The sequence below is a fragment of the Vibrio sp. Evd11 genome, assembly GCF_900382755.1.
GTDB classification, from domain to species: domain Bacteria; phylum Pseudomonadota; class Gammaproteobacteria; order Enterobacterales; family Vibrionaceae; genus Vibrio; species Vibrio lentus.
The window spans coordinates 114,987-136,942 of sequence record NZ_OSDX01000001.1; the positions used below are offsets into that span (position 1 = coordinate 114,987).

At 45.1% G+C, this 21,956-nt stretch carries 20 protein-coding genes; 16 read left to right on the plus strand and 4 right to left on the minus strand.

Annotated features, from left to right (window positions below; genetic code table 11):
- Positions 1-12 precede the first annotated feature (12 nt).
- From bamA to ED652_RS00565, 13 genes are all read left to right on the plus strand, one after another.
- A complete protein-coding gene (gene bamA, locus ED652_RS00505) occupies positions 13-2,418 on the plus strand; it encodes an outer membrane protein assembly factor BamA (RefSeq protein ID WP_122053191.1) in 2,406 nt (801 codons plus the stop codon).
- A 27-nt stretch (positions 2,419-2,445) separates the two neighbouring features.
- A complete protein-coding gene (locus ED652_RS00510) occupies positions 2,446-2,946 on the plus strand; it encodes an OmpH family outer membrane protein (RefSeq protein WP_174214612.1) in 501 nt (166 codons plus the stop codon).
- Positions 2,947-2,951: 5 nt separating this feature from the next.
- A complete protein-coding gene (gene lpxD, locus ED652_RS00515) occupies positions 2,952-3,983 on the plus strand; it encodes a UDP-3-O-(3-hydroxymyristoyl)glucosamine N-acyltransferase (RefSeq protein ID WP_122053193.1) in 1,032 nt (343 codons plus the stop codon).
- A 93-nt stretch (positions 3,984-4,076) separates the two neighbouring features.
- Positions 4,077-4,529 (plus strand): 3-hydroxyacyl-ACP dehydratase FabZ, encoded by a 453-nt coding sequence (gene fabZ, locus ED652_RS00520; protein WP_076674214.1) that lies wholly within the window; start codon positions 4,077-4,079, stop codon positions 4,527-4,529.
- 1 nt (position 4,530) lies between these two features.
- Positions 4,531-5,319 carry an acyl-ACP--UDP-N-acetylglucosamine O-acyltransferase gene (lpxA, locus tag ED652_RS00525; protein WP_017107191.1) on the plus strand — a complete coding sequence of 263 codons (789 nt, stop codon included), beginning with the start codon at positions 4,531-4,533 and terminating at the stop codon, positions 5,317-5,319.
- A 123-nt stretch (positions 5,320-5,442) separates the two neighbouring features.
- Positions 5,443-6,639: a lipid-A-disaccharide synthase gene (lpxB, locus tag ED652_RS00530; protein WP_122053194.1), complete on the plus strand. Its 1,197-nt coding sequence runs from the start codon at positions 5,443-5,445 to the stop codon at positions 6,637-6,639.
- Positions 6,640-6,672: 33 nt separating this feature from the next.
- Positions 6,673-7,293, plus strand: coding sequence for a ribonuclease HII (rnhB, locus tag ED652_RS00535; protein ID WP_122053195.1), 621 nt, complete (start codon positions 6,673-6,675; stop codon positions 7,291-7,293).
- Positions 7,294-7,452: 159 nt separating this feature from the next.
- Complete coding sequence (gene dnaE, locus ED652_RS00540; RefSeq protein WP_122053196.1) at positions 7,453-10,932, plus strand: DNA polymerase III subunit alpha; 3,480 nt, start codon at positions 7,453-7,455, stop codon at positions 10,930-10,932.
- 45 nt (positions 10,933-10,977) lie between these two features.
- A complete protein-coding gene (accA, locus tag ED652_RS00545) occupies positions 10,978-11,937 on the plus strand; it encodes an acetyl-CoA carboxylase carboxyl transferase subunit alpha (protein ID WP_122053197.1) in 960 nt (319 codons plus the stop codon).
- A 124-nt stretch (positions 11,938-12,061) separates the two neighbouring features.
- Positions 12,062-13,396, plus strand: a complete 1,335-nt coding sequence (gene tilS / locus ED652_RS00550) for a tRNA lysidine(34) synthetase TilS (protein ID WP_122053198.1) — start codon at positions 12,062-12,064, stop codon at positions 13,394-13,396.
- Between the two features lie 58 nt (positions 13,397-13,454).
- The gene (locus ED652_RS00555) at positions 13,455-13,766 is read left to right on the plus strand and encodes a cytochrome c (RefSeq protein ID WP_004734334.1); all 312 of its coding nucleotides are present in this window, start codon (positions 13,455-13,457) and stop codon (positions 13,764-13,766) included.
- Positions 13,767-13,896: 130 nt separating this feature from the next.
- Complete coding sequence (glnB, locus tag ED652_RS00560) at positions 13,897-14,235, plus strand: nitrogen regulatory protein P-II (protein ID WP_004738609.1); 339 nt, start codon at positions 13,897-13,899, stop codon at positions 14,233-14,235.
- 61 nt (positions 14,236-14,296) lie between these two features.
- Positions 14,297-15,139 (plus strand): endonuclease/exonuclease/phosphatase family protein, encoded by an 843-nt coding sequence (locus ED652_RS00565; RefSeq protein ID WP_122053199.1) that lies wholly within the window; start codon positions 14,297-14,299, stop codon positions 15,137-15,139.
- Positions 15,140-15,239: 100 nt separating this feature from the next.
- On the opposite strand, the gene ED652_RS00570 is transcribed toward ED652_RS00565, so the two are convergent.
- The 3 genes from ED652_RS00570 to gloB form a co-directional block, all read right to left on the minus strand.
- A complete protein-coding gene (locus ED652_RS00570) occupies positions 15,240-15,926 on the minus strand; it encodes a YIP1 family protein (protein ID WP_017110376.1) in 687 nt (228 codons plus the stop codon).
- Positions 15,923-17,494, minus strand: coding sequence for a LysM peptidoglycan-binding domain-containing protein (locus ED652_RS00575; protein ID WP_122053200.1), 1,572 nt, complete (start codon positions 17,492-17,494; stop codon positions 15,923-15,925). The genes ED652_RS00570 and ED652_RS00575 overlap by 4 nt, the downstream gene beginning before the upstream one ends.
- A gap of 70 nt (positions 17,495-17,564) precedes the next feature.
- A complete protein-coding gene (gloB, locus tag ED652_RS00580; RefSeq protein WP_017107201.1) occupies positions 17,565-18,323 on the minus strand; it encodes a hydroxyacylglutathione hydrolase in 759 nt (252 codons plus the stop codon).
- A gap of 53 nt (positions 18,324-18,376) precedes the next feature.
- Between gloB and ED652_RS00585 the strand changes: the two genes are divergently transcribed.
- A complete protein-coding gene (locus tag ED652_RS00585; protein ID WP_029225915.1) occupies positions 18,377-19,159 on the plus strand; it encodes a class I SAM-dependent methyltransferase in 783 nt (260 codons plus the stop codon).
- Positions 19,160-19,200: 41 nt separating this feature from the next.
- Here the strand turns inward: ED652_RS00585 and rnhA are convergent, their stop codons facing one another.
- On the minus strand, positions 19,201-19,665 hold the full coding sequence (gene rnhA, locus ED652_RS00590) for a ribonuclease HI (RefSeq protein WP_017107203.1): 465 nt from the start codon (positions 19,663-19,665) through the stop codon (positions 19,201-19,203).
- A gap of 56 nt (positions 19,666-19,721) precedes the next feature.
- Here rnhA and dnaQ point away from each other — a divergent pair, with 56 nt between their 5' ends.
- Together dnaQ and ED652_RS00600 are read left to right on the plus strand one after the other, a co-directional pair.
- Positions 19,722-20,510, plus strand: a complete 789-nt coding sequence (dnaQ, locus tag ED652_RS00595; RefSeq protein ID WP_170960633.1) for a DNA polymerase III subunit epsilon — start codon at positions 19,722-19,724, stop codon at positions 20,508-20,510.
- 9 nt (positions 20,511-20,519) lie between these two features.
- Complete coding sequence (locus ED652_RS00600) at positions 20,520-21,767, plus strand: TIGR03503 family protein (protein WP_122053201.1); 1,248 nt, start codon at positions 20,520-20,522, stop codon at positions 21,765-21,767.
- Positions 21,768-21,956 lie beyond the last annotated feature (189 nt).

Below are 21,956 nucleotides of genomic sequence, written 5' to 3' on the forward strand. Positions count from 1 at the left end.
ATTAGAATAAGTATGGCGATTAAGCAAATTCTGTTCGCAAGTCTATTGGCCACTAGTGTGGCTGCGAACGGAGCACAAAACTTTGTAGTTCAAGATATCAAGATCGAAGGTTTACAGCGTGTTGCACTTGGTGCAGCTCTACTGAAAATGCCAGTGCGTATTGGCGATGAAGTGGATGAAAGCGATGTATCTGAGATCATTCGTGCACTGTATGCTTCAGGTAACTTTGAGGATGTTAAGGTCCTTCGCGATGAAGGTGTTTTAGTTGTTCAAGTAAAAGAACGACCGACCATCGCAAGCATTTCATTCTCAGGGAACAAAGCGATCAAAGAAGAGCAACTTCAGCAGAACCTAGATGCATCTGGTGTTCGTGAAGGTGAAGCCCTTGACCGCACAACGCTGAGTAACATAGAAAAAGGCCTTGAAGATTTTTACTACAGTGTTGGTAAGTACAACGCGACAGTAAAAGCGGTTGTAACGCCTTTGCCACGTAACCGTTCTGACCTTAAGTTTGTATTTACTGAAGGCGTATCCGCTAAGATTCAACAAATCAACTTTATCGGTAATGAAGTTTTCTCTGACGCTGATCTACTAAGCCGTTTCAACTTGAATGTTGATGTTGCATGGTGGAATTTCCTTGCGGATGAAAAATACCAGAAGCAAGTGCTAGCTGGCGATATTGAGGCGTTGAAATCGTACTATCTTGATCGTGGTTACCTTAAATTTAAGGTGGATTCTACACAAGTAGCGATCTCTCCAGATAAGAAAGGCGTTTACATCACGCTTGGTATTGATGAAGGAGAAGCCTACACCGTTAAAGATGTCGCATTTCGTGGTGAGCTGATTGGCCGTGAGGCTGATTTTGAAGCATTAGTACCATTTGAAGACGGCGATACGTACAACGGCTCTTCTGTGACGTCACTAGAAGAGGGTGTAAAACGTATTCTTGGTGAATCTGGTTATGCGTACCCACAAGTGCGTACTATTCCTGAATTTGACGATGAGACTAAAGAAGTGTCATTGGTTATTAATGTAGAAGCGGGCAGCCGTATCTACGTTCGTGATATTCGATTCACCGGCAATAACTCGACAAAAGATGAAGTATTACGTCGTGAAATGCGTCAAATGGAAGGCAGCTGGCTTAACTCTCGATCGATTGATACTGGTAAGAGCCGACTTAACCGGTTAGGTTTCTTCGAAACGGTTGACGTACAAACAGTACGTGTTCCTGGTAGTGACGATCAAGTCGATTTGGTTTACAACGTAAAAGAAGCAAACTCAGGTAGCATTAACTTTGGTGTCGGCTACGGTACTGAATCGGGTGTGAGCTTCCAAGTTGGCCTACAACAAGACAACTTTGCTGGTTCTGGTAACCGTGTTGGCGTAAGTGCCATGATGAACGATTACCAAAAGAACGTGAGTTTGGACTATCGTGACCCATACTGGAACCTTGATGGTGTAAGTTTGGGCGGTAAGATCTTCTACAACGAGTTTGAAGCATCTGAAGCTGATATCGTCGACTATACCAACCAAAGTTATGGTACTAGCTTAACATGGGGCTTCCCTATGGATGAGCTGAACCGTATCGAATTTGGTGTTGGCTATACGCACAACAAGATCGGTAATGTTCCTACGTATGTACAAGCTCAGCAGTTTGCGGAGAGTATCGATCAAGCTGGCGATGAAAACATACTAACTGATGATTTCGATATCAATATCTCTTGGACACGTAACAACCTTAATCGTGGTTTCTTCCCAACCGAGGGTAATCATCAACGTGCCTTCTATAAAATGACGGTACCAGGCTCCGACGTTAAGTACTTTAAGGCGCAGTACGATGTAAAACATTACATCCCGTTGACTAAAAAGCATGAATTTACACTATTGATGCGCGGTCGATTAGGCTATGGTAACGGTTATGGACAAACGGATGGTAATGATAACTTGTTCCCATTCTACGAGAACTATTACGCGGGTGGTTTTACGACGCTACGTGGTTTTGGTTCGAACTCTGCGGGCCCTAAAGCGGTATATGAAAATAGTGTAGGCAACAATCCAACTTATGATACTGCAACAGACGATTCGGTTGGTGGTAATGCAGTCGCTTTGGCGAGTTTAGAGTTGATTGTACCAACTCCGTTTGCTTCTGACGAAGCGCGCAGCCAGATTCGTACCAGTGTCTTCTTCGATATGGCAAGTGTTTGGGATACCGAATTTACAGACCGTGGTGCCCCAGACAATGGTAGTAAGTACTACTACGATTACTCAGATCCAACCAATTACCGTTCATCTTATGGTGCAGCCCTTCAGTGGATGTCTCCGATGGGCCCACTGGTTTTCTCTCTAGCGAAACCAGTTAAAATTTACGAAGGTGATGATGAGGAATTCTTCACATTTACCATTGGTAGAACTTTCTAATATTTAAAGGACAATATTTTGAAAAATATGATTAAAGCAGCAGGTTTAGGCCTTGTAGTTCTTAGCTCTTCTTTCTTTGCAACAGCTGCAGAAGCTGCGCAAAAAGTGGGTTATGTAAACACTGCACAAGTATTCCAGGCTCTACCTCAGCGTGAAGTTGTTCTTCAAAAAATGCAGGAAGAGTTCAAAGATAAAGCGGCTGAACTTCAAAGCATCCAAGCTGAAGCTAAGACCAAGATCGAAAAGCTTAAGCGTGATGGCGAATTGCTAGGTCCTGATGAAATTGAAAAACTTCGTATCGAAGTTGGTCAATTGGACAGCAAGTACAAAATCAAAGCTCAAGCACTAGAAAAAGCAAGCCAACGTCGTGAAGCACAAGAGAAGCAGAAGCTATTCAAAGTGATTCAAGATGCTGTAACAAAAGTTGCAGAGAAAGAAGGCTACGACATGATTGTTGATATTCAAGCTCTGCAATATGGCAAGCCAGAATACAACATCTCTGAGCAAGTAATTAAATCACTGAAATAAGTTTTATGAAGAATCTGACTTTAGCCGAATTGGCAACGATTACTGGGGGAGAGCTACATGGAGACGGTACGGTTACCGTTTCAGCAGTTGCTCCTATGGATAAAGCGCAAGAAGGTAACATCACGTTCCTTTCGAACGTGAAGTACAGCAAGCATCTTGGTGACTGTAAAGCATCCGCTATTATGGTTAAAGAGAGTGAACGCGAACTGTGTAAGACCAACGTTATTGTGGTCAGTGACCCTTACGTTGCTTTTGCTAAAGTTGCTCAAGCGCTTGATACTACTCCTGCACCCGCAGCGGCTATTGCTGATTCAGCTTCAATCTCCGGTGATGCAACCATTGGACAAAATGTGTCTATTGGTGCGAACGCTGTGATTGAGTCTGGTGTGGTACTTGGTGATGATGTGATCATCGGAGCTGGTTGTTTTATTGGTAAAAACGCAAGTATTGGCACAGGCTCTAAGTTGTGGGCTAACGTAAGTGTTTACCATGAAGTAGTGATCGGCGACGCGTGTTTGATTCAATCAAGCACTGTTATTGGTTCTGATGGCTTTGGTTATGCGAACGAGAAAGGTGAGTGGGTTAAGATCCCACAAGTCGGTTCAGTTCGCGTTGGTAACCGTGTCGAAATTGGCGCGTGTACAACCATCGACCGTGGAGCATTAGATGACACAATCATTGAAGATAACGTTATCTTAGATAACCAGCTTCAAATTGCTCACAATGTTCACATCGGATATGGTTCTGCTATTGCAGGTGGTACTATCATCGCAGGCAGTACCACGATAGGTAGGTACTGTATTATTGGTGGCGGTTGTGTGATTAATGGTCATATTGAAATCGTTGGCGGCGTTACAATCACCGGTATGGGGATGGTAATGCGCAGCATCACTGAGAAAGGCATGTACTCTTCGGGTATTCCTTTACAGCCAAACAAAGATTGGCGTAAAACAGCAACGCGTGTGCATCGTATTGATGAAATGAACAAGCGTTTGAAAACCGTTGAAAAACTTATCGAGAAGAGCGCGGAATCATAATTCCAGCATTTCTAATAAAAGGCTCGCGTACAGCGAGTCTTTTTCGTTTATAATCCTTCTAATTAAATAAAGAATATACATAGGAATACGACTTTGACTACTGAACAGACAACGATGAACATTACTGAAATTCAGGAACTATTACCTCATCGCTACCCATTCTTAATGGTTGATCGTGTGACTAGCTTTGAAAAAGAAAAAACACTGACTGCGATTAAGAATGTCACTGTCAACGAACCTCAGTTCACTGGCCACTTCCCTCAACTTCCTGTATTCCCAGGCGTGTTGATCTTAGAAGCAATGGCGCAAGCTACAGGTCTTCTTGCATTTAAATCTTTTGGTGCCCCTTCTGGTAACGAGCTTTACTACTTTGCAAGTGTGGATAAAGCAAAATTCCGTAAGCCAGTGGTACCTGGTGACCAACTGATTATCGAAGTTGAGTTCTTAAAAGAGCGTCGTGGTATTGCATCGTTTAACGGTGTTGCTAAAGTTGACGGCGTGGTTGTATGTTCAGCTGAACTTAAATGTGCTCGTAGAGAGTTTTAATATGATTCATGAAACAGCGAAAATTCACCCGGCAGCAGTAATCGAAGGTGATGTAACTATCGGTGCTAACGTGACGGTTGGGCCTTTCACTTACATTGCTGGTACTGTGACTATTGGTGACGACACAGAGATTATGTCGCACGTTGTGATTAAAGGTCACACAACCATTGGTAAAGAAAACCGTATCTTCCCACACGCTGTGATTGGTGAAGAAAACCAAGACAAGAAGTATGGCGGCGAAGCAACAACAGTAGTGATCGGTGATCGCAACGTGATTCGTGAAGCCGTTCAAATCCACCGTGGTACGACTCAAGACAAAGCAACTACAGTGATTGGTGACGACAACTTACTTTGTGTAAACGCTCACGTAGCGCATGATGTAATCGTTGGAAACCACACTCACATTGGTAACAACGCTATCCTTGGCGGTCACGTGACGGTTGGCGATTACGCTGGCGTAATGGCACTGTCTGCGATTCACCCGTTCTGTTCAATTGGCGCTTATGCGTACATTGGCGGTTGTTCTGCGGTTGTTCAAGATGTACTCCCTTATGTACTTGCTCAAGGTAACCACGCAGCGCCATTTGGTTTGAACCTTGTTGGCTTGAAGCGTAACGGGTTTGAGAAACCAGAGATTCGTGCACTACAGAAAGCGTACAAAGAGTTATACCGTTCAGGTAAAACACTTGAAGAAGCGAAAGCGGCTTTAGTTGAAATGGCAAAAGAGTTTACTTCGGTTACTCCTATGCTAGAAATGCTAGAGAACTCTGAGCGCGGTATTATTCGTTAATACTTGATGTGATTGTGTACCAATCAGCGCAAGTATGACAATGATTACTTAATCAGATTGGTATAACAAAAAGATCGCTACTCATTAGGCGGTCTTTTTTGCTTTAGGCGAGAAGGGAAAACTATGGCACAGCAAGATACACAAACTAACACCTCGAATTTTGTTTCGAACGAACCACTGCGTGTGGGTATCGTTGTTGGGGAACTTTCTGGCGACACACTGGGTGAAGGCTTTATAAAAGCGATTAAATCACAATACCCAAATGCAGAATTCGTCGGTATTGGCGGCCCCAAAATGAAAGCCCTTGGTTGTGAGTCTCTTTTCGAAATGGAAGAGCTTGCTGTGATGGGCTTGGTTGAAGTACTTGGACGTTTGCCTCGCTTACTTAAAGTGAAAGCGGAACTGGTGAAGTATTTCACTCAAAATCCACCCGATGTGTTTGTTGGTATTGATGCGCCCGACTTCAACCTGAGACTTGAGTTAGATCTTAAGAACGCTGGCATCAAAACGGTGCATTACGTGAGTCCTTCAGTATGGGCTTGGCGTCCAAAGCGTATCTTTAAAATCGATAAAGCAACCGACTTGGTATTGGCTTTCCTACCGTTCGAAAAAGCGTTCTACGATAAATATAACGTTGCCTGTGAGTTCGTTGGCCACACGTTGGCAGACTCGATTCCTTTGGAACCGAGTAAGCGAGACGCTCGAGAGCTTTTAGGTCTTGATCAAGACAAGCAATGGTTAGCGGTATTGCCGGGTAGTCGTGGTGGTGAAATGAGTTTGATTGCTCAGCCATTTATCGAGACCTGCCAGCGTATTAAGCAGAAATATCCCGATATTAACTTTGTTGTTGCGTTGGTTAATGAACAGCGTAAAAAACAGTTTATCGAGATATGGCAAGCGACGGCACCTGAGTTGGAATTCACACTAGTGGAAGATACTGCGAGAAACGTGATTACCGCTTCCGACTCAGTTCTATTAGCTTCTGGGACCGTTGCGCTTGAATGTATGTTGCTTAAGCGTCCGATGGTCGTAGGCTACAAGGTCAACAAGCTCACTGGCTATATCGTGAAGAAATTGTCGATCACAGAATTTGTCTCGTTACCGAATATCCTAGCGGGTGAAGAAATAGTAAAAGAACACATTCTTGAAGAGTGTCACCCAGATTACCTTTTCCCATCGGTCGACAAGATGCTTTCAGCGGACAACGCGCCATTGATTGAACGCTTTACTGAAATGCATCACTGGATCCGTAAAGACGCGGATAAACAAGCGGCTAACGCGGTATTGAAACTGATTAACCGACCATTTGTTGAGTCATAAAACGCTTGTTTACAGAACACTAAGAGAATAATGATGGCAGTAAAAGAGAAAAAAGAGTTTCCTCCGTTTGAATACCCTCAAGGTTACCAGTTGTTTGCTGGTGTGGATGAAGTGGGTCGTGGTCCACTAGTCGGTGATGTCGTGACTGCGGCCGTTATCCTCGATCCTAATAACCCTATCGAAGGCTTAAACGACTCAAAAAAACTGTCTGAGAAAAAGCGCCTTGCGCTGCTTCCTGAAATTAAAGAGAAAGCCTTGGCATGGTCGGTGGGTCGTTGTTCCCCACAAGAAATTGATGAGTTAAATATCTTACAAGCAACCATGGTAGCGATGCAGCGTGCCATTGCAGGGCTTAGCATTCAGCCAGACATGGCTCTGATCGACGGTAACCGTGTTCCAGAATTACCGATGGATGGTTTGGCGATTGTGAAAGGGGACTTGCGAGTTGCTGAAATCAGTGCGGCATCTATCATAGCTAAAGTGGTTCGTGACCAAGAGATGGAAGAACTTGATAAACTTCATCCAGAGTTTGGTTTTGCTCAACATAAAGGTTACCCGACCAAAGCGCATTTCGAAGCGATTGAAAAACATGGTGTAACTGAGCATTACCGCAAAAGCTTTAAGCCAGTAAAACGTGTTCTTGGCATTGATTAGAGCGCATTGATTAAACTTTATATTGCTCTGGCTTCCTATTGATAGTGGCTTCCTGTTGATTGGATCTGGCTATCGAATAAAGTTGCCTACTTGCAGTAGAAAAAAATAGAATACACACAGTTGTAATCCTAGGCTCAAGCCTAGAACTCAGGAAAAATAATGTCAGATCCAAAATTTGTTCACCTTCGCGTACACAGTGACTTTTCTATGGTGGATGGCCTATCAAAGGTACCACCACTGGTTAAGAAAGTTGCTGAGATGGGTATGCCTGCTCTAGCACTGACCGACTTTACTAACCTATGTGGTTTGGTGAAATTCTACGGTACAGCCCATGGGTGTGGGGTTAAGCCAATTATTGGTGCTGACTTCCTGATGCAGTCTCCTGAGTTTGGCGACGAATTGACCAAACTCACCGTTATTGCAACGAGTAACAAGGGTTATAACAACCTAACGTTATTGATTTCAAAAGCTTACCTTCGTGGTCACGTACAGCATCAGCCAGTGATTGATAAAGAGTGGCTGATTGAGCATGCCGAAGGCCTGATTCTTTTATCGGGTGCGAAAGAAGGTGAAATTGGTAAGGCGTTGCTGAAAGGCAACCGAGAGTTGGTTGCAAGTAGTGTCGAGTTTTACAAAACACACTTTGCCGACCGATTTTATCTGGAGCTGATCCGTACTGGACGTCCGGATGAAGAGTCCTATCTGCACTTTGCGCTGGAACTCGCCGAGCAAGAAGACCTGCCAGTTGTCGCGACCAACGAAGTGGTATTCATTTCTGAAGACTTGTTTGACGCTCATGAAATCCGTGTGGCGATTCACGACGGCTTTACCATGGTTGATCCACGTCGACCAAAAAACTACAGCCCACAGCAGTATCTACGTAGCGAAGAAGAGATGTGTGAGCTGTTCTCAGACATTCCCGAAGCTCTGGAAAACAGTGTTGAAATTGCTAAGCGTTGTAATGTAACCGTACGATTGGGCGAATACTTCTTGCCGAACTTCCCGACCGAAGGCTTAGCGATTGAAGACTTCCTGATCAAGAAATCAGAAGAAGGCCTTGAGCGACGTTTAGCATTCCTATTTCCTGATGAGAAAGTTCGTGCTGAACGCAGACCTGAATACGATGACCGCCTAAAAATAGAGCTCGAAGTTGTCAACAACATGGGTTTCCCAGGTTACTTCTTGATCGTAATGGAGTTCATCCAGTGGTCAAAAGATAACGACGTGCCAGTAGGTCCTGGTCGTGGTTCCGGTGCCGGTTCTTTGGTGGCTTACGCATTGGATATCACCGATCTTGACCCACTTGAATACGACTTACTGTTCGAACGTTTCTTGAACCCAGAACGTGTATCTATGCCCGATTTCGATATCGATTTCTGTATGGATAAACGTGACCAAGTTATTGACCACGTAGCTGAGATGTACGGTCGTGATGCTGTTTCTCAGATCATTACCTTCGGTACCATGGCAGCAAAAGCGGTAATTCGAGATGTAGGTCGTGTGTTAGGCCACCCATTTGGCTTTGTTGACCGAATATCTAAGCTGGTTCCGCCTGATCCGGGTATGACGCTAGAGAAAGCATTCCTCGCTGAACCTGCATTGCCTGAACTCTATGATGGTGATGAAGAAGTTCGTGAGCTGATTGATAAATGTCGAATTCTAGAAGGTTGTACGCGAAACGCAGGTAAACACGCAGGTGGTGTTGTAATCTCACCGACCACGATTACTGATTTTGCACCTATCTATGCCGATGCGGAAGGTAACTTCCCAGTAACGCAATTCGATAAGAATGACGTAGAAACTGCTGGCTTGGTTAAGTTTGACTTCTTGGGGCTGCGTACACTGACGATCATTGACTGGGCACTAGGCCTAGTAAACCCTCGCTTAGCGAAAGAGGGGAAAGATCCGGTTCGTATCGAGTCGATTCCTCTGGATGATCAAGCATCATTTAACCTATTACAGAATTCAGAAACGACGGCGGTATTCCAACTGGAATCACGCGGTATGAAAGACCTGATCAAGCGTCTGCAACCCGACTGTTTTGAAGATATCATCGCATTGGTGGCCTTGTTCCGTCCGGGCCCTCTGCAATCAGGCATGGTAGATAACTTTATCGACCGTAAACACGGACGAGAGGCAGTATCTTACCCTGATGAAACGTGGCAACACGAATCGTTAAAAGAAACACTAGAACCGACTTACGGCATCATCCTGTATCAAGAACAGGTAATGCAAATCGCTCAGATCCTTGCGGGTTATACGCTTGGTGGAGCCGATATGCTGCGTCGTGCGATGGGTAAGAAAAAGCCTGAAGAGATGGCAAAGCAGCGTGGTACCTTCAAAGAAGGTGCTGAAGCCAATGGTGTTGATGGCGAACTGTCCATGAAGATCTTTGACTTGGTAGAGAAGTTTGCGGGCTACGGCTTTAACAAATCTCACTCGGCTGCATACGCACTGGTTTCTTATCAAACGCTATGGCTCAAAACGCACTACCCTGCGGAATTCATGGCGGCAGTAATGACCGCGGATATGGATAACACCGAGAAGGTCATTGGCCTTGTCGATGAATGTTTCCGTATGAAGCTCAAGCTTCTTCCGCCCGATATTAACTCCGGTTTATACCGCTTTAATGTGGATGAAGATGGCGCGATTGTTTATGGCATCGGTGCGATTAAAGGGGTGGGTGAAGGCCCAATTGAAGCCATTATCGAAGCGCGTAACAAAGGCGGTTACTTTAAAGACTTGTTCGACTTCTGTGCGCGACTTGATCTGAAAAAAGTGAACAAGCGTGTTATCGAAAAGTTGATTCTGTCAGGCGCCTTAGATAGATTAGGTCCTCACCGAGCAGCGATGATGGCCTCATTGAAAGATGCGGTTAAGGCGGCAAGCCAACATCACCACGCTGAGGCTTTTGGTCAATCGGATATGTTTGGTGTTTTGACCGACGCTCCGGAAGAAGTAGAACACAAGTATACCCAAGTACCGAAGTGGCCTGAAAAGGTTTGGCTTGAAGGTGAGCGTGAGACGTTAGGTTTGTATTTAACGGGTCACCCGGTGAATGCTTACATTAAAGAACTTGCGAAATACACCAGCTGTCGCTTGAAAGATGCGACGCCGACGCGTCGTGATCAGTCTTTAACGATTGCAGGTTTGGTCATTGCTGCTAGGGTAATGACCACGAAGCGCGGAACTCGAATTGGTTTGATGACCCTCGACGACCGATCGGGGCGAATGGAAGTGATGTTGTTCTCGGATGCGCTCGATCGCTACGCTGAATTGCTCGAAAAAGATAAAATAGTGGTCGTTTCTGGACAGGTCAGCTTTGATGATTTCAATGGTGGGCTTAAAATGTCCGCGCGCGAGGTCATGGACTTAGGAAGCGCCCGTGAGAAATATGCTCGTGGGGTGTCGATATCTATCGACCAATCCCAAATTAATGGTCAATTTTTTGAACGCTTTAGTCAAATCTTAGAACCTTATAGAGCCGGAACGGTCCCAGTCAATGTATACTACCAGCGTGCCGACGCTAGAGCGCGGTTAACATTGGGCACAGAATGGCGTGTGACGCCAAGTGATACATTACTAGACGAATTAAAACAGCTGCTTGGAAATAGCCAAGTAGAACTCGAATTTAACTAAAATTTAGCTCCATGATTGTGGAGCTGAATCAACAAGGATTCATAGATGAGCCTGAACTTTCTAGAATTTGAAAAGCCTATCGCTGAACTTGAAGCAAAAATCGAAGCGCTACGTGACGTTTCACGTCACGGTGGTGACACAGCGGTAGATCTAGACAAAGAAATTGAACAACTAGAGAAAAAAAGCTTAGAGCTTAAACAGAAAATCTTTAGTGACCTAGGTGCATGGCAAGTAGCTCAACTTGCTCGTCACCCGCAACGTCCGTACACCAAAGATTACCTGGAGCATGCCTTCACAGAATTTGAAGAGATGGCGGGCGATCGCGCTTTCGCTGACGACAAAGCAATTGTGGGTGGTATGGCTCGTCTAAATGGTCGTCCTGTTATGGTTATTGGTCACCAGAAAGGTCGTGAGACTAAAGAAAAAGTGATTCGTAACTTTGGTATGCCAAAGCCAGAAGGTTACCGTAAGGCACTTCGCTTAATGGAAACGGCAGAGCGTTTCAACATGCCAATCATTACTTTCATCGACACAGCGGGTGCATACCCTGGTGTTGGTGCTGAAGAACGTGGTCAATCTGAAGCTATCGCAAAGAACCTTAAAGTTATGGCTGGCCTATCTGTGCCAGTTATCTGTAACGTTGTGGGTGAAGGCGGTTCAGGTGGTGCACTAGCGATTGGTGTTGGCGACTACGTGAACATGCTCCAGTACTCTACGTACTCAGTAATATCTCCAGAAGGTTGTGCTTCAATCTTGTGGCGTGATTCAGATAAAGCGCCACAAGCTGCAGAAGCGATGGGCTTAGTTGCTCCTCGCCTGAAAGAGCTAGAGCTTATCGACGAAATCATTCCTGAGCCTCTAGGTGGCGCGCACCGCGATCCAGTACAAACGGCTCAGAACATGAAAGACATGCTAGTTAAACAGCTAGAAGAGTTAGAGCAGTTTGACAACGAATCGCTTCTTGAGCGTCGTTACCAACGCCTAATGAGCTACGGTTACTGCTGATAAGCGTGCCTTGAAATGAGGCAGCTTAAAGTAACAAGATGATGAAAGGGTTGGACTCAGTGCCAGCCCTTTTTTATTATTAGAACATTCCCCCTTCAAACCTACTCTCATGGTTCACTCGCTCATGACTCACTTAATCGAAACCTTCACATCGGTACTTCATCAAAGCGCACTCAAGCCTAGTCGATTGGTTGTGGCTTTCAGTGGCGGTGTTGATTCTCGAGTTTTGTTAGAGTTAGCGGCGCAGTACGCGCAAACGCATGGCATTGAGTGTCGTGCGGTACATGTTCATCATGGCCTAAGCGAAAACGCCGACCACTGGGTAGAACAATGCCAAACATGGTGTGATGCTTTGTCGGTTTCGTTAGCAGTAGAAAAGGTCTCGTTGGGTATCAACTGTGGTGAGAGCGTTGAAAAGCTTGCTCGAGATGCTCGATACCAAGCTTTTCAGCAGCACATCAGACAGGCCGATGTGCTTGTTACAGGCCAACACATTGACGACCAACTTGAGACTTTCTTGCTGGCGTTAAAACGTGGTAGTGGTCCGAAAGGACTCTCTTCAATGGCGAAAGTGATGTCGTTTGGCGAAGCGTTTATTGTGAGGCCTTTGCTGTCAGTGACTCGAGCGGATATAGAAGAATCTGCGCGCGATATGGGCTTAACTTGGGTCGAAGATGAGAGTAATCAGAATCTGCGTTTTGACCGGAATTTCATTCGCCATCAAGTAACGCCAACGCTGACTGAGCGCTGGCCTAGTTTTCGCGAGTCGGTAAGCCGCAGTGCTCAGCTTTGCGCAGAGCAAGAGTTACTGCTCGATGAGTTGCTTGAATCACACTTCCAGCAAGCTTTGGGAGATAGCCAGAGCTTAAGCATTGAGGCGTTATCTCAGCATTCTGATTTGTTACGAGCACGTTTGATCAGAATGTGGGTCAGCCATTGTAATCAATCGATGCCAAGCCAAAAGCAGCTAAAACTTATTTGGGATGAAGTGGCTTGTGCTCAGGCAGATGCCAATCCTAAGCTGGTGTTGAATGATGTTGAGATTAGGCGCTTTAATAATCAGCTCTATTTGGTACAAGACACCAAAGATTTGTCGAACTGGGTAAGTGAAATCTTGATTGATGAGAATTTATTATTGCCTGATGGTTTAGGTGAGATCCACATCAACTCATTACCGAGTGATTCTGTTACTCATAACTGTGATTCGCAAAGCTTTAGCTTGTCGAACACAAGCGAATCACTACGAGTCATTTTTAACCCTGAAGGGCTCTCGGCTCATCCTGTCGGGCGCGGGCATAGCAGAAAGCTCAAGAAGCTGTTTCAGGAATACCAAGTACCCAGTTGGTTAAGACGCAGAACACCCATATTAATGGATGGCGATCGAGTGATCGCTGTTTTAGGATTATTCGTAGATAAGAACTACGAAGGTCAAGATTGTGAAGCGCTTTGGAGCAAGTAGAAAAAGTTTGTGTCACAATTCGACGTCACTTTAATAAAAATAATTAATGGAATATGCAATGAAGAAAATTACACTAGGATTAGTTCTTGGATTCGGACTATTGAGTGGTAACGCTCTGGCGGGTGATGTTGCTGCAGGTCAAGCTAAAGCAGCGATCTGTGCGGCGTGTCATGGTGCTGATGGTATCGCTATGATTCCGGGTTACCCAAACCTGAAAGGACAAAACGAACAGTACATCGTTTCATCAATCAATGCGTACAAAACAAAACAGCGTAATGGTGGTTTGGCCGCTGTAATGCAGGCTCAAGCTTCTATGCTGAGTGATGAAGACATCGCAAATCTAGCCGCTTACTACGCAAGCCTTAAGTAAAACCCTCTCAAAGCGCTGATTAAACAAGACGATAAATTTCGAGCCAGAGCTTTAAAGCTCTGGCTTTTTTCATTGAATGTTTACTATAGCTAACCGATAATGACCTATTCGTACAGTTTAAGGGATGAACATGAAAAAGATTGAAGCCATTATTAAGCCATTCAAGCTTGATGATGTACGTGAAGCACTTGCAGAAGTGGGCATTACGGGTATGACAGTATCTGAAGTTAAAGGCTTTGGACGCCAGAAAGGTCATACTGAGCTATACCGCGGCGCAGAGTACATGGTCGACTTTTTACCTAAAGTGAAATTGGAAATTGTTGTGACCGACGAAGTGGCTGACCAATGTGTTGATACCATTATCGAAACGGCTCAAACTGGTAAAATCGGCGACGGTAAGATCTTCATTACTGATGTTGAACGTGTGGTACGTATTCGTACTGGCGAAGAAGACGAAGACGCCGTATAAAAAAACTATTACCTTAAAAGGAGCGTTTATCGCTCCTTTTTCATTTCTGGTAGGGTGCTGTATGTTTAAGAAAACCATCATGGTTATCGCAGTTTTGATAATACTTGCTGTTGCTAGTTTTCATCTTATCTTCGTGATCCCGAATAAACCTAACCTGATCACTTCCTCTCAAAATACCAGTAATGATATCTATAGCTGCTATCAAAACTCGAAACCGAAGGCGATTGATGTATCTGACGGATTGAGTCTCACCGTGTGGAATATTTACAAGCAAAACCGCAGTAATTGGCAGAGTGAACTGAATAAGCTGTCGGCAGGAAGCGATCTAGTGTTACTGCAAGAGGCGAGTATGACAGAAGGGCTTCGTCAATGGGTGACGAGTGGCCAGTGGGGAAGTACTCGAGTGAATGCATTTGAAGCTTTTGAACAAAGTGCAGGCGTACTTAACCTAGCGACGCATCTACCGATCGAAGCTTGTGCTTATACTTATGAAGAACCTTGGCTTCAATTGCCCAAATCGGCACTCTGGTCTCGTTATCAGCTGAGTAATGGTGAAGAACTGGCGGTCATTAATATCCATGCCGTGAACTTTACCTTTGGTACGGAAGATTACGAGGCTCAGCTCAAGAGCTTAACTGACAATCTGCAACAGTATCGTGGGCCTGTTATTTTTGCTGGGGACTTTAATAGCTGGAGTGAAGCTCGCTTTGCTGTATTGAAAGATGCGTTGGAGAAGGTTGGTTTGACGGAAGTTGCCTTTGAGCCAGATAACCGCACCCAATTTATTACGGGCTTAGTGCTGGACCATGTGTTTTATCGTGGCTTAGAGGTAGAAAAAGCAAAAGCGCCCATTACGGACGCTTCTGATCATAACCCTATGCAAGTGACCTTTAAGGCTAAATAGTTATTAGCTATTGGAGCTTAACCATTCGCACGGTGGTTACGTTGGGTAATCTAACGGAGCAAATAGGCTAGAGAGTTTTCGCTAGCCTTATCTCTTCAACTTAAAAGATTAAAATGTAGAGTGCCCAGATTAGGTAGTAGCCAACCCATGGTAAGCCTGAAATCACAAGCGCTTGCCCGCGTTCAAACTCAGTCCACGTCAATACTGCGGCATAACCCAGCACAATGTACCATGGCAGCAACAGTGGTAATGAGCTAGCAAACTGCGACCAGTCACTGGTGAGCGGTAACTTGATTAAGCCGTTTAAGCTGTTCAAGTCGGCCGCGTAGTTCATCACATGTCCGTGCTTGAGTATAAGGCTTGCGTAGCTTGCCACATCCCCTAATACAGCCGGGAACATCACAACAGATGAAGCTGCAAACCATCGCCAGTAACTGTGCTGATGTTGGCTTGGTTTGGTTGCTAGGTTAAACCAGAACGCCAACAGAGCGATGGTTAACGTTCGGCCAAACACATCGCTGATGATTTCACTTGCGAGTAGGGTATTGCTGTCAAGTAACGCCAATTGATCTGGGTTCGTTTGAGCAAGTTGCTGTGACAACTCTGCGCTTAACCATGCAAAATCTACATTCGAAAAATAGGCACCCCAAAATAAAAATGGACTGAGTATTAATACGACGTAGGGTTGCCATCCCCAAGCACTTCGCTGATAAAGCGCTAAGAAACAAGCTGTTGGTGCTCGGAAAATATCCAACAGCATGACGAGTGGGTTACTTGACGGGTTCATACACTTACCTTAGTTACATCAACATACAGCTTCAGTTTCTGTCCTGGCTGTAGGTATTTTTTGTTCTGCAAAGTGTTCCATTTTACAACATCTGCACTTTTTACTTTGAACTTTGATGCAATACCGCTGACTGTGTCACCCGATCTTACGTTATAAAAGATAGTGCGGATGATGGCGCCGTCTGAACCATTCTTCCAAATGACCAGTTCTTGACCAATACGTAGTGTGTCGCGTGGTCCCATGCCATTCCACTTAGCCAATGATTGGTGAGATACCTTATTTGCGCGTGCAATCGTCCATAAGCTGTCACCACTTCTTACCGTATGGCTTAGCTTATATTGACCTCGACTCTTCGACTGTGTGCTTGCTAGGCGGTTTGAAGCGCTTAGTGCGTACGTTTTGTCGTCTTTGGTTGAGGTTGGGATAAGTAGGTGCTGACCAATACGGATATTGTTGTTGCTCATCCCGTTTGCAGAGCGAATCACTTTGCTGGTGGTGTTGTATTTACTCGCCAGCACGCTGATGCTATCGCCAGATTGCACTTTATAACGCACCAACTTCATGCCTTTGCCTTTATTGGCGGCCACTTCTTTGTTGAACTTCTCAACAGAGCTTAGAGGAAGTAATAATTGCTGATGTTTTTCTGACGCCGTCGCCCACTGGTTATAAGCGGGGTTGTAGCCTTGCAGCTCTTTTACCGGAATGCCTGCGTAGTTTGCCGCAATCGCCAGATCAAGTTGTTCGTCTGGGTTAACCAGTGTCAATACCGGCTTGTTAGGGATTGCAGGAATGTCGATGCCATACTTTTCTTGGTTGGCAATGACGTCAGCGAGTGCAAGTAGCTTAGGTACGTAGCTGCTGGTCTCTTTTGGTAAATCCAAAGAGAAGAAGTCGATTGGCTTACCTAGCTTCTTGTTCTTGCGGATAGCACTGCTTACACGACCACCGCCACTGTTATAGGCAGCAATGGCATGGTTCCAATCGCCATCGAAACGTCTGTTGAGGTCTGATAGGAAATCCAATGCAGCGTCGGTAGAAGCGGCGACATCACGACGACCGTCGTACCAGAAGTTCTGTTCTAGTCCGTAATCTTTGCCTGTGCCAGAAATAAATTGCCATAGACCTGCAGCGCTGCCATGAGAGTAGGCAAACGCATCGAAAGAACTTTCTACAACTGGCAACAATGCCAATTCTAGTGGTAGGCCTTTTTCTTCAATCTTAGTTGTGATCAGATAAAGGAAGGGTTCAGCACGTTGTGAGACGGTCTTTAGATGACTAGGGTGCTTTAGATACCAAGTTCGGTAGTAATCGACCTTCTTTTGGTCTGGTACTTCCATTTCAAGTTGCATCGCAATACGTTTCCAAACATCTTGTTGTGTTTGTGGAGTAACGACAGGTGCTTCAACTTTGGGTTCTTCTTTGGTCGCTTCTGATGAAACGTTCGCTTGAGAAACTTCTTTAGTAGGAGATGTGTTGGTTTGCTCGGAAGCTTGGTCTGGATTCTCTGACTGAGTTAATTGGCAACCAGAAAGTAGTAGTACCAAAGCCCAGCTGTACTTAACTCGCATGTTACAGCCTTTTTAATAAACGGCCGATGATAATACTTGCCACCCCCTATGAGTGACAAGTCTGTATTTGTTAAAATTCGTTCTTCCACGTACGTAAAGCGGTGAACACTGACAGAGGATCGGTGTTTTCGGTGCGGTTAGAGACTGATTTGATTACACTTGGCTCGGTGTAACGCAAGAAAGGGTTAACGAACTTCTCTTGTCTCAAATTTGTGGGGATGGTCGACTTATTTTGCGCACGCAGTCGGTTCACTTGGTCGCGATATTGCTGCAAATGTTGGTTATCAGGCTCAACAGCTAGTGCGAAAGCGATATTGGCGGCAGTGTATTCGTGTGCACAATAGACTTCAGTTTCTTGAGGGAGCGCCGTGATCTTGTTCAGTGCATCAAACATCTGTTGTGGTGTGCCTTCCATGATTCGGCCGCAGCCAGCTGAAAACAGCACATCACCACAAAATAGTTTTGCATCACCTACATAACCAATGTGCCCCGCAGTATGGCCACTTAGCCCAAGCACTAGGAACACCTCACCAAACAGTTCCAACTGGTCACCGTCATCGACTGGGTGAGTCAGGGTTGGAATTGGCTCATTTCTAGGACCAACGACGTCTACGCTTGGGAATTGTCTGACTAACTCTGGAACGCCACCAATGTGATCATGGTGGTGGTGTGTAATCAAGATTGCATCTAAAGTTAGCTCATGGTGTGCTAAGTACTCTAATACTGGAGCAGCATCACCAGGGTCGACGACAGCACAACGGCGATCGCTATTTTGAATCAGCCAGATGTAATTGTCGTTAAATGCAGGTATGCTTTTGATATGTAACATTATTGGTTCTCCAGTCACTTTTAGTGAGACAGAATAAGTGAGACAGATTATTGATGAAGCCAGCACGTAGCAGAAAAAAGTTTGAATGTCCTTACACTTGGGCACAGTTGCACAATGGGGACTGGTTGAGAGAATCTATTCAAACTCGACTCGATGAGTGGTGTCCAAAGCTATTTGGCTACCATATGCTCAAGCTTGGCGGCCTCAGTAGTGAGATTTCTAGCTGCACATGCAACATTCAACATCAAGTAAACCTAGATATCCAGAACCCATTACATAATGTGATAGCGGATGGCTATAATTTACCCTTTTTAGAGAAAAGCTTTGATGTTGTGGTGCTCAGTCATCAATTAGATTATAGCAACGACCCTCACCGATTATTGAGAGAGGTTGATCGAGTGATGATGGATGATGGCTATATCATCATTACTGGCTTTAATCCGTTTAGTATTACCGGACTCGCAAGTTTACTGCCTTGGCGTAAGAACAGTTTGCCTTGGAGTGGTCGTATGTATACGCCAAATCGTGTGAAAGATTGGTTAGGTGTGTTGAATTATGAAGTGATTCACTGCGATACCTATGCGTTGTTTCCGATGAGTAAATATCAGGCGATGTGGACTTGGTTAGAGAACAGCTTGGGTGGCTGTGCATCCTTTGCGGGAAGCCAATATTTTATTGTTGCTCGTAAGCGTACTTATCCGCTCAAACCGATTAAGCCTCATTGGCACCTTAAACGACGCTTTTCTCCGGTTGGAGCAAGCTTTAGAACCAATAGCCGTCCCACGCAGCATTCAAACAAGGCTTCATATCCGCTAAAAACAGAAAAAGCCGACTAGTCGTCGGCTTTCATCTATTAATTAGGCTAAGAAATTATCAATTAGCTTGGTTGGTAGCCCGTATCTTCTTGAGTTGGGTTCTCAGCAGCGGTTCTCGCTAGGTCATCACACATTTCGTTCTCTCTGTGTCCTGCGTGTCCTTTTACCCAACGCCAATCAACGCTATGACGCGCGGTCTCTTTATCTAGCCTTTGCCAAAGGTCGGCGTTCTTAACTGGCTTCTTATCTGCTGTTTTCCAATCACGCTTTTTCCAGTTATGGATCCACTGGGTGATGCCCTGACGTACGTATTGGCTGTCTGTTGTCAGAATCACAGAGCAGGGTTCTTTGAGTGCTTGAAGCGCAATGACTGCGGCGAGCATTTCCATTCGATTGTTGGTCGTCAGTGTGAAGCCTTCTGCGAGTGTCTTTTCGACTTTTTTATAGCGAAGTACGATGCCATAGCCACCGGGACCTGGATTGCCTAAACAAGAACCATCAGTGAAAATTTCAACTTGTTTCGTCATGATTTGATACTATTACCTCAAGCACATTATCGGCATAGTCTGACACAGATATCCTTATGAATACCAGTAGCACTCCAGAACAAAGCGTTGACGCAGCAGCGAACTCCAAATCAGAAAATGGGGCGAACGCAGAAAACAAACGCATCATTGTACTCGATACCGAAACAACCGGTATGAATACGGAAGGTGGTCCTCACTATATGGGTCATCGCATCGTAGAAATCGGTGCCGTCGAGATCATCAACCGTAGATTGACCGGGCGTCATTTTCACGTCTACATCAAACCCGATCGTGCCATTCAAGAAGAGGCGATTGGCGTTCACGGTATTACTGATGAGTTCTTGGTAGATAAGCCTGAGTATCAAGATATTCACAAAGAGTTTCTCGACTTTATCAAAGGTGCTGAGCTGGTGGCTCACAATGCGCCCTTCGATACGGGTTTTATGGACTATGAGTTTGAGAAGCTTAACCCTGCGATTGGTAAAACGGATGACTACTGCAAAGTTACCGATACCTTGGCGATGGCGAAAAAGATATTCCCGGGTAAAAGAAACAACCTAGATATCTTATGTGATCGTTATGGTATTGATAACTCACACCGTACTCTCCACGGCGCTTTACTCGATGCGGAGATTCTAGCTGACGTCTATTTATTGATGACAGGTGGACAAACTTCGCTGCAATTTAACGCTGGCCAACAAGATGGTGGTGCAGAAAGTATCCGAAGAGCAGAAAGTGGTCGAAAATCCCTAAAGGTTTTACGAGCTACGGCCGATGAAGTAGAAGCGCATCAAAGTCGTTTAGATCTCGTCGAGAAAAGCGGAAGCTGCCTCTGGCGTCAGTAGGGAGAAAGTATGTTAAGGGTATTGGCTACCGGTTACTTATTGCTGTTAAGCTTTAGCTTGCATGCGGCAACGGAATCCGTAATGAGTTTATTGGACAATCGCTTTCGTGTTGATCCCAGTATTGAACAAGTCACCTTTGTGATTTATCGAGCCGATAACTCTAAACCCGTCGTTTTGGTTCGCCCTGATGGCAAGAAGTACTACGCTTGGCGCAATGCCGATAATGTCCGTTGGTACGAAGAATCATCAATGGACATCATATCTATCGACAAACCGATGCCGGGCCCTTGGCAAGCGGTTGGTAAGGTCTCACCTAAGAACAACATCAAGCTATTGTCTCACCTTGTTTTAGATGCCAATGACTTCCCAGACAAACTGTATCAAACCGAAAATATTAAATTTACGGCTCGTTTGACATCAGACGGCAAACCTTTAGTGTTGCGCGATTTTTTAGATCGCGTAAAGCTTAAAGTTACGTTTACTAAGTTCGTTGAAAATGAAGAGTCTTTAGTGAGAGAGGCGCGGCCAATTCCAGTTGTGATGGGCGAATTTGCCGACGATGGCAGTGGTCTTGATGAGCAAGCCGGAGATGGCGTTTTTACTGTGTCGTTACCGATTGATATTGAGCCGGGTAAATACCGTGCGCGTATTACTTCTGGCAATGGTGTGTTTCTTCGAGCGCAAGAGCAAGAGGTATTGGTCTATCCAACACCGCTCACCACAACATTTATTCAGTCTCGCAAAGAAGGGCTGCCTCATACGATAGTCGTATCAGGTGAGCCGGGCATGATAGCCCCAAGCTCATTAGCCGTTCATGTTGAACACAAAGCCCCTGATGAGTATGTAACGTATAAGCAAGGGCAAGCTGAAGTCGATGCGATGAAAGTGCCTTTAGAGGTGCCTTACAATGGTGATTTGGGGATTTATAGTTGGTCAGGGATGGTTTACGCCACCGATGCTTCAAGTCAACGTCCACTGATCTTCCCAATTACAGAACAATCATACAGCGTTGTTGAAGATATCGATTTAGCGGAGTCAAGACGTCTTCAAGAAGAAGCGCTAGCTGAGAAAAAACGTATTGCGACAGAGTTGATGATTCTTCAGAAACGCGAAGATGACCGACAACGCAGTATGATCATCATCGCTATCGGTAATGTTGTCGCAATTCTCTTGGGTTTATTGATCTGGTTTGTGATTCGTAAAGTGACCGCGAAGAAGCAAGCTCAACCTGAGATGCAACTAAGAGCTCCTAAATAAAACAGGAGTAGCCGCTGGCAAGGTCATTCAGCGTTCGCTCTAGCTCATAGATGTAATGAGCTCATCGATGTAAGTCGCTCATGGATGTAACATTACGACTACTTTATTGTGATATAAAAAAACGGGACTCTATGAGTCCCGTTTTTGCTTCTGGTCTATCTCGTGTATCTGGTTTCGCAACTGAGTTGC